This is a genomic window from Inquilinus ginsengisoli (assembly GCF_050434925.1).
GTDB lineage: Bacteria > Pseudomonadota > Alphaproteobacteria > DSM-16000 > Inquilinaceae > Inquilinus > Inquilinus ginsengisoli_B.
Map to the genome: position 1 here is coordinate 730,762 of NZ_JBNDJK010000001.1, position 11,280 is coordinate 742,041.

Annotated in this window: 13 protein-coding genes; 12 read left to right on the plus strand and 1 reads right to left on the minus strand. The window is 71.9% G+C overall.

The window, feature by feature from the left end; all coding sequences use genetic code 11:
• The first annotated feature begins 35 nt into the window (after positions 1–35).
• Both QFZ27_RS03610 and fabF read left to right on the plus strand, forming a co-directional pair.
• Positions 36–575, plus strand: a complete 540-nt coding sequence (locus QFZ27_RS03610; protein ID WP_429224721.1) for a winged helix-turn-helix transcriptional regulator — start codon at positions 36–38, stop codon at positions 573–575.
• 12 nt (positions 576–587) lie between these two features.
• Positions 588–1,856: a beta-ketoacyl-ACP synthase II gene (gene fabF / locus QFZ27_RS03615; RefSeq protein ID WP_429224722.1), complete on the plus strand. Its 1,269-nt coding sequence runs from the start codon at positions 588–590 to the stop codon at positions 1,854–1,856.
• 186 nt (positions 1,857–2,042) lie between these two features.
• Here fabF and QFZ27_RS03620 read toward each other — a convergent pair whose 3' ends face one another.
• The gene (locus QFZ27_RS03620; RefSeq protein WP_429224723.1) at positions 2,043–4,583 is read right to left on the minus strand and encodes a Tex family protein; all 2,541 of its coding nucleotides are present in this window, start codon (positions 4,581–4,583) and stop codon (positions 2,043–2,045) included.
• A gap of 160 nt (positions 4,584–4,743) precedes the next feature.
• On the opposite strand from QFZ27_RS03620, the gene QFZ27_RS03625 reads away from it, so the two are divergent.
• From QFZ27_RS03625 to QFZ27_RS03670, 10 genes are all read left to right on the plus strand, one after another.
• A complete protein-coding gene (locus QFZ27_RS03625) occupies positions 4,744–5,214 on the plus strand; it encodes an SRPBCC family protein (protein WP_429224724.1) in 471 nt (156 codons plus the stop codon).
• Positions 5,215–5,224: 10 nt separating this feature from the next.
• Positions 5,225–5,809: a glutathione S-transferase N-terminal domain-containing protein gene (locus QFZ27_RS03630; RefSeq protein WP_429224725.1), complete on the plus strand. Its 585-nt coding sequence runs from the start codon at positions 5,225–5,227 to the stop codon at positions 5,807–5,809.
• Between the two features lie 160 nt (positions 5,810–5,969).
• Complete coding sequence (locus QFZ27_RS03635) at positions 5,970–7,439, plus strand: DHA2 family efflux MFS transporter permease subunit (RefSeq protein ID WP_429224726.1); 1,470 nt, start codon at positions 5,970–5,972, stop codon at positions 7,437–7,439.
• A gap of 57 nt (positions 7,440–7,496) precedes the next feature.
• A complete protein-coding gene (locus QFZ27_RS03640; RefSeq protein WP_429224727.1) occupies positions 7,497–8,288 on the plus strand; it encodes a DUF1835 domain-containing protein in 792 nt (263 codons plus the stop codon).
• A 15-nt stretch (positions 8,289–8,303) separates the two neighbouring features.
• On the plus strand, positions 8,304–9,068 hold the full coding sequence (locus tag QFZ27_RS03645) for an HpcH/HpaI aldolase family protein (RefSeq protein ID WP_429224728.1): 765 nt from the start codon (positions 8,304–8,306) through the stop codon (positions 9,066–9,068).
• A gap of 84 nt (positions 9,069–9,152) precedes the next feature.
• Entirely contained in the window at positions 9,153–9,536 is a 384-nt protein-coding gene (locus QFZ27_RS03650; protein ID WP_429224729.1) for a hypothetical protein, read from the plus strand.
• Positions 9,537–9,629: 93 nt separating this feature from the next.
• A complete protein-coding gene (locus tag QFZ27_RS03655; RefSeq protein WP_429224730.1) occupies positions 9,630–10,109 on the plus strand; it encodes a copper chaperone PCu(A)C in 480 nt (159 codons plus the stop codon).
• Position 10,110: 1 nt separating this feature from the next.
• On the plus strand, positions 10,111–10,257 hold the full coding sequence (locus QFZ27_RS03660; protein WP_429224731.1) for a hypothetical protein: 147 nt from the start codon (positions 10,111–10,113) through the stop codon (positions 10,255–10,257).
• A gap of 35 nt (positions 10,258–10,292) precedes the next feature.
• Entirely contained in the window at positions 10,293–10,715 is a 423-nt protein-coding gene (locus tag QFZ27_RS03665) for an SCO family protein (protein ID WP_429232413.1), read from the plus strand.
• Positions 10,716–10,763: 48 nt separating this feature from the next.
• The gene (locus QFZ27_RS03670) at positions 10,764–11,279 is read left to right on the plus strand and encodes a YcnI family copper-binding membrane protein (protein ID WP_429224732.1); all 516 of its coding nucleotides are present in this window, start codon (positions 10,764–10,766) and stop codon (positions 11,277–11,279) included.
• Position 11,280 lies beyond the last annotated feature (1 nt).

Below are 11,280 nucleotides of genomic sequence, written 5' to 3' on the forward strand. Positions count from 1 at the left end.
TGCATGATGCAAGCGACTGCGCTACCCCTTCGGCCATGCAGCGCACCAGCTTTGCCGGCATGGACTGCCCGATCGCTCGCTCCCTCGACGCGCTGGGGGAGTGGTGGAGCCTGCTGATCCTGCGCGACGCCTTCATCGGCCTGACCCGCTTCGACGAGTTCCAGCAGAGCCTGGGCATCGCCCCGAACATGCTGGCGCGGCGGCTGAAGCGCCTGGCCGAGGCCGGCCTGCTGGAGCGCCACGCCTATTCGCAGCGGCCGCTGCGCCACGAGTACCGGCTGACCGCAGCCGGCCGCGACGTGTTCCCGGTGCTGGCGGCGCTGGGCGCCTGGGGCGGCCGGCACGCCACCGGCGGCAAGGTGCTGGTGCAGGTTGCCGGCCGCGCCGACGGCCAGCCGATGGACCCGGTCCTGATCGACCGGTGCAGCGGCACGCCGATCACCCAGGAGACGGCGGAGTTCCGCCCGGGGCCCGATGCCCGGCCCGCCTACCGGGACCGGCTCGCCGGGCTTCTGGACCGCCAGGCCGGCGCGGCCCGTCGGAACCGCCGCGGCGGCACCACCGTCCCGGCCTGAGGAGAGACTGAGATGCGCCGCATAGTCGTCACCGGAATGGGCGCAGTGTCGCCCCTGGCCAATGGTGTCGAGGCGAGCTGGCGCCGGCTGCTGGCCGGACGGTCCGGCCTGCGCCGCCTGCCCGAGGAGATGGTGCCGGACCTCGCCGCCAAGGTTGCCGGCGTGGTGCCGTCGATCGCCGAGGACCCCGAGGCCGGCTTCGACCCGGACGTGGCAGTGCCGCCGAAGGACCAGAAGAAGATGGACCGCTTCATCCAGTTCGCCATGGCGGCGGCGGAGGAGGCGGTGGCCCAGTCCGGCTGGCGGCCGGCGGACGACCGGGCGCGGCAGCGCACCGCCACCGTGATCGCCTCGGGCGTCGGCGGCTTTCCCTACATCGTCGAGACGGTTCGGACGGTCGACCAGAAGGGCGCGCGCCGGCTGTCGCCCTTCACCGTGCCGGCCTTCCTGGTCAACCTGGCCGCCGGCCAGGTTTCGATCCGCCATGGCTTCAAGGGACCGTTGGGCGCGCCGGTCACGGCCTGCGCCGCCGGGGTGCAGGGCATCGGCGACGCCGCCCGGCTGATCCGCGCCGGCGAGGCCGACGTGGCGCTGTGCGGCGGCACCGAGGCCTGCATCGACCGGGTCAGTCTGGGCGGCTTCGCCGCCGCCCGGGCCCTGTCGACCGGCTTCACCGAGACGCCGGAGCGTGCCTCCCGCCCCTTCGACCAGGCCCGCGACGGCTTCGTCATGGGCGAGGGCGCCGGGCTGATGGTGATCGAGGCGCTGGACCACGCGCTGGCCCGCGGCGCCACGCCGATCGCCGAGCTGATCGGCTATGGCACCACCGCCGACGCCTATCACATGACCGCGGGTCCCGAGGATGGCGACGGCGCCCGCCGGGCGATGGAGATCGCCCTGGCGCAGGGCGAGATCGAGTCCGGCGACGTGCAGCACCTGAACGCCCACGCCACCTCCACCCCGGTCGGCGACAAGGGCGAGATGGCGGCGATCAAGGCGCTGTTCGGCACCAACGGGACGGTGGCGGTCAGCGCCACCAAATCGGCAACGGGCCACCTGCTGGGCGCGGCCGGCGGGCTGGAGGCGATCTTCACCGTGCTGGCGCTGCGCGACCAGATCATGCCACCGACGCTGAACCTGGAGAACCCCGACCCGGACGCCGCCGGCATCGACCTGGTGGCGCTGGAGGCCCGGCCCGGCCGGATCGAGCACGCGCTGTCGAACGGCTTCGGCTTCGGCGGCGTCAACGCCAGCGTGCTGTTCCGGCGCTGGCAGGGGTAGGAGCCCACGCGTAGCCTCTCCCGCTTGCGGGAGAGGTCGGAGACGCGAAGCGGCTCCGGGTGAGGGTTCTTTTGTCGAGGCCGGTGCCCGCCCTCACCCGGTCTCGCTGCGCGAGCCCGGCCTCTCCCGCCAGGCGGGAGAGGCAACACGAGATGACCGGCCGGGTCGGTGGATCGGCCCCTAGCTCTACTTGCTCTTCACCAGCCCGGCGCGGCGCAGGGCTTCGGCCATGGCGCCGTCCGGCTCGGGCGCCGGTGCGCGGGGCTTCTGCGGGGCCTGGTGCTGCGGCTTCGCCTGGGGCGGACGCTGCGAACCGCCGTCCTGGCCCGGGCGACCGTGCCGCGGCTGGCCCTGGCCGCTGTGGCCTCGGCCATCGCGGCCCTGTCCCCCCTGATTCTGCGCGCCCTGACCCTGGCCGCCCTGGCCCTGGCCGCCCTGGCCCGGCTGTCCGGACCGAGCCTGTTGCTGATGCCGCGGCCGCTCGTCCCGGCGGCCCTCGGCGCGCCCCTCCTGCCGCCCGCCCGGAGCGCCCTCGCGGCGCGGCGGCCGCGCCTGGCCGTCGTCGTCGAGCCGCATGGTCAGGCCGATGCGCTTCCGCTGCGGGTCGACCTCCAGCACCTTGACCTTCACCACGTCGCCCGGCTTGGCCACCGTGCGCGGGTCCTTCACGAAGGTCTTCGACATCGCCGAGATGTGCACCAGCCCGTCCTGGTGCACGCCGATGTCGACGAAGGCGCCGAAGGCCGCGACGTTGGTGACCACGCCCTCCAGCACCATGCCGGGCTGCAGGTCGCTCAGCTTCTCGACACCCTCCTTGAAGGTCGCGGTCTTGAAGGCCGGACGCGGATCGCGGCCCGGCTTCTCCAGCTCGCGCAGGATGTCGGTCACCGTCGGCACGCCGAAGCTGTCGTCGATGAAGCGTTCGGGCTCCAGCCCGCGCAGGGTGGCGCTGTTGCCGATCAGCGCCTTGATCTCGCCGCCCGTCGCCTCGATGATCCGGCGCACCACCGGATAGGCCTCGGGGTGCACGCCCGAGGCGTCGAGCGGGTCGTCGCCGTTCGGGATGCGCAGGAAGCCGGCGCATTGCTCGAACGCCTTGGGCCCGAGCCGCGGCACGTCCTTCAGCGCCGCGCGGATGCGGAACGGGCCGTTGGCGTCGCGATGCTGCACGATGTTCTGCGCCAGCCCCTCGCCGACGCCGGAGACCCGGGCCAGGAGCGGCGCCGAGGCGGTGTTGAGGTCGACCCCGACCGCGTTCACGCAATCCTCGACCACGGCGTCGAGCGAGCGCGACAGCTTGGTCTCGCTGAGGTCGTGCTGGTACTGGCCGACGCCGATCGACTTCGGGTCGATCTTCACCAGCTCCGCCAGCGGGTCCTGCAGCCGGCGGGCGATCGACACCGCGCCGCGCAGCGACACGTCGAGCTCCGGCAGCTCCTGCGAGGCGAAGGCCGAGGCGGAGTAGACCGAGGCCCCGGCCTCCGACACCACCGCCTTGGTCAGCGTCAGCTCCGGGTGCCGCTTCATCAGCTCGGCGGCCAGCTTGTCGGTCTCGCGCGACGCCGTGCCGTTGCCGATGGCGACCAGGTCGACGGCATGGGCCTTGGCAAGCTCGGCCAGGGTGGCGATCGACTCGTCCCAGCGCTTCTGCGGCTCATGCGGGAAGATCGCGGTGGTGGCGACGACCTTGCCGGTAGCATCGACCACGGCGACCTTCACCCCGGTGCGGAAGCCGGGGTCGAGGCCCATGGTGGCGCGGGTGCCGGCCGGCGCTGCCAGCAGCAGGTCGCGCAGATTGCCGGCGAAGACCTTGACCGACTCCTCCTCCGCCGCCTGCCACAGGCGCAGCCGGAGGTCGATGTCGAGATGGACCAGGATCTTGGTGCGCCAGGCCCAGCGCACCGTCTCGACCAGCCAGGCATCGCCCGGCCGGCCCTGGGCGAGGATGCCGAAGCGGTTGGCGATGCGCTGCTCATACAGGCCGGGGGCCCTGTCCGCAGGCGCCTCCTCCGGCTCGAGGGTCAGCGACAGCACCTCCTCCTTCTCGCCCCGGAACAGGGCCAGGATGCGGTGCGAGGGCAGCTTGGTCAGCTTCTCGGCATAGTCGAAATAGTCGGAGAACTTGGCGCCCGCCTGCTGCTTGCCCTCGCGCACCTTGGACAGCAGCCGGCCGCGGGTCCACGCCTCCTCGCGCAGGCTGCCGATCAGGTCGGCATCCTCGCCGAAGCGCTCGACCAGGATCGAACGGGCGCCGTCCAGCGCCGCGGCGACATCGGCCACGCCCTTCTCGGCGTCGACGAAGGCGGCCGCGGCCTCCTGCGGGTCGCGGGTGGGATCGCCCAGCAGCGAGTCGGCCAGCGGCTCCAGCCCCGCCTCGCGGGCGATCATCGCCTTGGTCCGGCGCTTCGGCTTGTAGGGCAGGTAGATGTCCTCGAGCCGGGCCTTGGTCTCGGCCGCCTCGATCTGGGCGCGCAGCGTGTCGTCCAGCTTGCCCTGCTCGGCGATGCTGTCGAGGATCGTCTTCCGGCGCTCCTCCAGCTCGCGCAGATAGCGCAGCCGCTCGTCCAGCGTGCGCAGCTGGGCGTCGTCCAGCCCGCCCGTCGCCTCCTTGCGGTAGCGGGCGACGAAGGGAACGGTCGCGCCGCCGTCGAGCAGCTCGATCGTGGCCGCGACCTGGGCCTCGCGCACGGAGAGCTCGTCGGCGATGCGCTGGCTGATGGAGATCATCGAACGACCGGACATGTTGTGATGAGGAACCGGGAGGGGCTGCTTCTACCGCGTCGTTGCCATCCAGGTCAAAACCGCCGGCACGCTGCCTTGCCTCCGCCCGGTCCCCATGATACTGAAGTCATCGCTTAAGCAATAAGGCCGCGCCGGGAGAAAACGCATGAGCGAACGATCCGTGCAGCATGGCAGCTTCACCATCGAGCGCCGCTACGATGCGCCGCCGGCCCGGGTGTTCACGGCCTGGGCCGACCCTGCCGCGCGGCTGGTCTGGGGCGCGCCCGGCGAGGGCTGGGCGCTGGTGGAGCCGCGATTCGACTTCCGCATCGGCGGCCACGAGACCAGCCGCTTCGGCCCGGCCGGCGACCCGGTCTACCGCAACGAGACCCGCTACGCCGACATCGTGCCGGACCGCCGCATCGTGTTCAGCTACACGATCGACCGCGGCGACACGCGGATCTCGGCCTCGCTGAGCACGGTCGAGCTGCAGCCGGACGGGACAGGCACGAGGCTGATCTTCACCGAGCAGGCGGCCTTTCTCGACGGCGGCGACCAGCCGGAGATCCGCGAGGGCGGCTGGCGCTCGCTGCTGGACAAGCTCGACGCCATGCTGCGCCGCCGCGCGGCCCACTGAGGAGACCCCGATGAAGCTGTATCTCGCCCCCGGCGCCTGCAGCCTGGCCGACCACATCGCCCTGCATGAGGCCGGGCTGGAGTTCGACCGGATCAAGGTGGACATCCCGACCCGGCGGACCGAATCGGGTGACGACTTCACCCAGGTCAACCCGAAGGGCTACATCCCGGCACTGGTGCTGGACGACGGCACGGTGCTGACCGAGAACGCCGCGATCCTGACCTGGGTGGCCGAGCGCGCGCCCCACCTCGCGCCTGGCGGCGAGTTGGGGCGGGTTCGGCTGGCCGAGATGCTGAGCTTCATCGCCGCCGAGCTGCACAAGCTGCTGATCCGGTCGATCTTCCCGACCGGCGACCAGGAGAAGGAGATCGTCGACGGGGTGGCGGCGCAGCGCTTCGCCTATCTCGCCGAGCGGCTGCCCGGCGACTATCTGTTCGGCCGGGAGATGAGCGTGGCCGACGCCTATCTCTACGTCATGCTGCGCTGGGCCAAGGCGCTGAACCTGCCGCTGCCCGACCCGCTGCCGGCCTATTACGACCGGGTGGAGGCGAGGCCGGCAACACAGTTGGCGCTACGCCACGAGGGCCTGACCTGACGCCGGAACGCTAGGATCGAGGTCTTGCCCCGGCCTGCCGAGGCGTTAGACTAAACCCATGAGTTAAGAAACATGGCCGCCGATCCGGCGGTCCCGGTGCCGATGGCTGCGCCCCCGGGCCATCAGCCGACCGCGCGGCACGGCGAAAGGGAGAAAGCCCATGACGGACCGCCCCGTCGACGGCCATGCGTCGGCGCGCCCGGCGCCCCAAACCGGGCGCTGGCTGGCGCTGGGCGTGCTGTGCCTCAGCGTGCTGATGATCGTGCTGGACTCGACCGTGGTGAACGTGGCGCTGCCTTCGATCAAGGCGGATCTCGGCTTCAACGACTCGACCCTTGCCTGGGTGGTCAACGGCTACATGCTGATCTTCGGCGGCTTCCTGCTGCTGGGCGGCAGGCTGGGCGACCTGTTCGGCCACCGCCGGTTGTTCCTGATCGGGCTCGCCGTGTTCACCCTGGCATCGCTGGCCTGTGGCCTGGCGCCGAGCCAGACCTTCCTGGTCGCCGCCCGGGCGGTGCAGGGGCTGGGCGGCGCCGTGGTTTCCGCCGTCGCGCTGTCGCTGATCATGGACCTGTTCAGCGAGCCGGCGGACCGGGCCAAGGCGATGGGCGTCTACGGCTTCGTCTGCGCCGGCGGCGGCAGCATCGGCGTGCTGCTGGGCGGGCTGCTGACCGGGGCGCTGAGCTGGCACTGGATCTTCCTGATCAACCTGCCGATCGGCATCGCGGTCTTCGCCCTGTCGCTGGTGCTGTTGCCGGCGACCCGCAACGAGGCGGCGGACGGGCGGCTCGACATCGCCGGCGCGATCACCGTGACCGGGGCGTTGATCCTGGCGGTCTATGCCATCGTCAACGGCAACGAAGCCGGCTGGACCTCGGCCCGCACGCTCGGCCTGCTCGGCGGCGGCGCCGTGCTGCTGGCGGCGTTCCTGGCGATCGAGACCCGGGTGGCGGCGCCGCTGATGCCGCTCGGCCTGTTCCGGCTGCGCACCCTGGCCGTCGCCAATGTCGTCGGCGTGCTGTGGGCGGCGGCCTTGTTCGCCTGGTTCTTCCTGTCCGCCCTGTACATGCAGCAGGTGCTGGGTTACGGCCCGATGGAGGTCGGCCTGGCCTTCCTGCCGGCCAATCTGATCATGGCGGCCTTCTCGCTCGGCCTGTCGGCGAAGCTGGTGATGCGCTTCGGCATCCGCCTGCCGATCGTGGTCGGGCTGCTGCTGGCGGCAGCCGGGCTGGCGCTGTTCGCCTGGGCCCCGGTGGAGGGCCGCTTCACGCTGCATGTGCTGCCGGGCATGCTGCTGCTCGGCCTCGGCTGCGGCATGGCGCTGAACCCGGTGCTGCTGGCGGCGATGAGCGAGGTGGCCCCTACCGAATCCGGCCTCGCCTCCGGCATGGTCAACACCGCCTTTACGATGGGCGGGGCGCTGGGCCTGGCGATCCTGGCCAGCCTGGCGGCGTCGCGCACCGCCGGGCTGCTCGCCGGCGGCGCCGAGACACCTGCCGCGCTGGTCGGCGGCTATCAGGCCGCCTTCCTGGCCGGGGCCTGCTTCGCCGCGCTGGCGGCGCTGCTGGGCGCGACGCTGCTGCGCCCGCCGCCCGCCGCGGAGCGCGATGCCGAGTCGGTGGCATCGTAGCGCCGCACTGTCCTGCCGCGATCGGGTTGCTATAGTCGCGATCCGGAGGAGTTCGCGATGCCCGTTCCCGTGCTGCATCTGTGCTGTGGCGACAGCGCCGCCGGGGTGATCCGCGCGGGGCTGCCCGAGTCGGCGGTGCTGGTCCTGCGCGACGACCTGGCGGTCGGGCCGCTCGGCGACGTCGACAGCGACCGGCCCGACGCCCGCGCCGCCTTCTGGCATGCGCTGCTGGCCGAGGAGGACCGCGAGGCGATCGAAAGCAGCGGCGCCCTGGTCGATCAGCTGGCGGCCGAGGCGGCGGCGCTGCGCGACCTGCCGGATGCGGCGGAGACGATCATGATCTGGCACGGCACCGGCGCCGCCGAGCAGCTGACGCTGCGCCGGGCGCTGTGGGCGCTGCGCGACGCCGCGACGGCGACCGAGGAGGTCGCGGTCGGCCCGGAGCTGCTGCCCGGGGCCGGGCGCCGCGACATGACCGCGGTGGCGATGCTTCCGCCCGAGACCATCGCCGCCGCCACGGCCCGGCCGGTCGCGCCCGAGCGGCGCGCCCGGCTCGCCGCGGAGTGGGAGCGGCTGCGCGCCGACAGCGGCGGCCTGCGCCACCACCGGGACGGCGCCATCACCACCCACCCGATCGATGCGCACGACCAGGAGATCCTCGCGGCGCTCGAGGACGACTGGATGCCGGCCGCCTGCGTGATCGGCCGGCCGATGGGCACGATCACCGGCTTCTTCGCCACCGACGCCTTCTGCTTCTGGCGGCTGCGCCAGCTGGCGGCGCAGGGCCGGGCCGAGTTCCGGGGCGACATCACGGCGATTCGCCGCTGCGAGACGCGGCGGGCGGCCTGAGCGAAAGGACGATTGATGGAACTCGACCGCAACCGGTTCAAGGCGGCTCTGGCCGCCGGGCAGACCCAGATCGGGCTGTGGAGCAGCCTGTGCAGCAACATCGTGGCCGAGATCATCGGCGACAGCGGCTTCGACTGGATCCTGTTCGACACCGAGCATTCGCCGAACGAGCTGCCGAGCCTGCTGAGCCAGCTTCAGGCCGCGGCGCGCGGCACGGCCACCGGCATCGTGCGGCCGGCCTGGAACGACCCGGTGATGATCAAGCGCATCCTCGACATCGGCGCCCAGGCGCTGCTGATCCCCTTCGTCCAGACTGCCGAGGAGGCGCGCCGCGCCGTGGCCGCCTGTCGCTATCCGCCGGCCGGCATCCGCGGCATCACCACCAGCGGCCGCGGCAGCCATTACGGCCGGGTGGCAGACTACCTGAAGGCGGCCGATGCCGAGATCTGCGTGCTGCTGCAGGTCGAGACCGGCGAGGCGCTGGCGCGGATCGAGGAGATCGCCTCGGTCGACGGCGTCGACGGCGTGTTCATCGGCCCGTCCGACCTGTCGGCCTCGCTGGGCCATATCGGCAACTCGCAGCACCCGGAGGTGCAGGCCGCGATCCAGGACGCGGTGCGGCGCCTGACCGCGATCGGCAAGCCGGCCGGCATCCTGACCTCGGTCGAGGCCGAGGCCCGGCGCTATATCGACTGGGGCTACCGTTTCGTCGCGGTCGGCACCGATCTCGGCCTGCTGGCGCGCAGCGCCGACGCGCTGGCCCGTGGCTTCAAGAGCTGATCGCGGGCACCATGTCGCAGAGCGGCCGGGTTTGCGCCCGGCCGCGGCCGTGATATTCCGGCCGGAATGAAGGGGGATTGGCACGTGCGCATGAGGTCGGCACGGAGACGGACATCATGGGTTGCGCTCGGCGCGGCCTATCTGCTGTTCGTCCAGGCCATCCTCGGCGGCCTCGCCATCGGCGCCAGCGCGGCGCCCGCCTTCGACCCGCTCTCCGCCCTCTGCCAGACGGATGACGGGCCCGGGCCCGTCCTTCCGGACCAGCCGGCCGGCCATCCGCATCTGCCCGATTGCTGCACCACCGGCTGCAGCATGTTCAGCGGCGCCCCGGTGCCTGCCTTCGTCGCCGTGCTGCTGGTGCCGCATCTGGCCGGCCGGACCGAGCCCGCGCCCTTGCCATTGGCACCGGTCGCGACCGCGCCGCAGCGTTCTCCGGCCAATCCGCGAGCTCCTCCCGCCCAGGCGTGATCCAGCCGTGTCCGCCGCCGGCGGGCCCAATCGGTTCACGGCCGGAGCCTGGCGCCACAGACGCGCCGCCCGGCCAAGCCCGGAGCACATCCCATGTCCCTGATGGCACGACTGCGTTCTGCCGTCCTCGCCGCCGCCCTGGCCCTGCTGACTATCGGCCCGGCCGCCGCGCACGAGTTCAAATCCGGCCCGATCGAGGTGGTCCACCCCTGGGCCCGGGCCACGCCGCCGGCCGCGAAGGTCGGCGGCGGCTATGCCGAGATCCGCAACGACGGATCCGAGCCGGACCGGCTGGTCTCGGTCACCGCCGAGGTCGCCAGCCGGGTCGAGATCCACGAGATGGGCGTTAAGGACGGCATCATGACCATGCGGCCGGTCGAGGGCGGCGTGCCGGTGCCGGCCAACGGCAGCGCCGCGCTGGCGCCCGGCGGCTACCATCTGATGCTGCTGGAGCTGAAGCGGCCGCTGAAGGCGGGCGAGAGCTTCGCCGGCACGATGACCTTCGAGAAGGCCGGCACCATCCCGGTCACCTTCGATGTCCAGGCGATCGGGTCGACCGGGGCGGGGCATTGAGATGCGCATCCGCATCCTGGTGCCAGTGCTGCTGGCCGTCGCCGCCATCCTGGTGGGAGGTGCCGGCTTCCTGCTGGTCTATTCCAAGGACCCTTCGACCCGCCCGGTGGTGTCCGGCGCGCTGCCGGGCGCGGCCCGTTCCGGCTGACCGACCAGACCGGGGCGACGCTGAGCGACGCCGAGCTGAAGGGCCGGCCCTTCGCCGTGTTCTTCGGCTTCACCCATTGCCCGGAGGTCTGCCCGACCACGCTGTGGGAGATGTCGCAGGCGCTGGCGACGCTCGGCCCCGACGCCGACCGGCTGAAGGTCCTGTTCGTCACCGTCGACCCGGAGCGCGACCGGCCGGAGATGCTGCAACAGTACCTGCAGTCCTTCGACCGTCGCATCACCGGCCTGACCGGCAGCCCGGACGAGATCGCCGCCGTGACGAAATCCTACCGGGTGTATTGGCGCAAGGTGCCGACCAGCGACGGCGACTACACCATGGACCATTCGGCCATGGTCTATCTGATGGATGCCGAGGGTCGCTTCACCGACACCATCGCCTATGGCACGCCCGAGCCGGAACGCCTGGCCGCATTACGCCGCCTGATCAGCGGCACCTAGTCCCTTTCCATTCACCATTGCCGGCCCAGCCGGCGACTGGAGCTAGTCATGCTGAAATCTTTCCTGCCCGTCGTGGCCCTGCTGGCCGCGACCGCCCCGGCCTTCGCCCATGTCACGCTAGAGACGCAGGAGGCGCCGGTCGGCGCCACCTACAAGGCGGTGCTGCGCGTGCCGCACGGCTGCGAGGGCTCGCCCACCGTGAAGATCCGCGTCCAGATCCCCGAGGGGGTGATCGCGGTCAAGCCGATGCCGAAGCCCGGCTGGACGCTGGAGACGGTGAAGGGCAAGTACGCCGCGTCCTACGACTATTACGGCACTCCCACCAGCGAGGGCGTGACCGAGGTGGTGTGGAGCGGCGGCAGGCTGCCGGACGAGTTCTATGACGAGTTCGTCTTCCGCGGCTACCTGACCGCCGGGCTGAAGCCCGGGGCGCATCTGTACTTCCCGTTGGTCCAGGACTGCGAGACCGGCACCGACCGCTGGATCGAGATCCCGGCCGAGGGCAAGGATGCCGACGACTACGAGACGCCGGCGCCGGGGCTTAAGCTGCTGCCGAAGAAGTGAC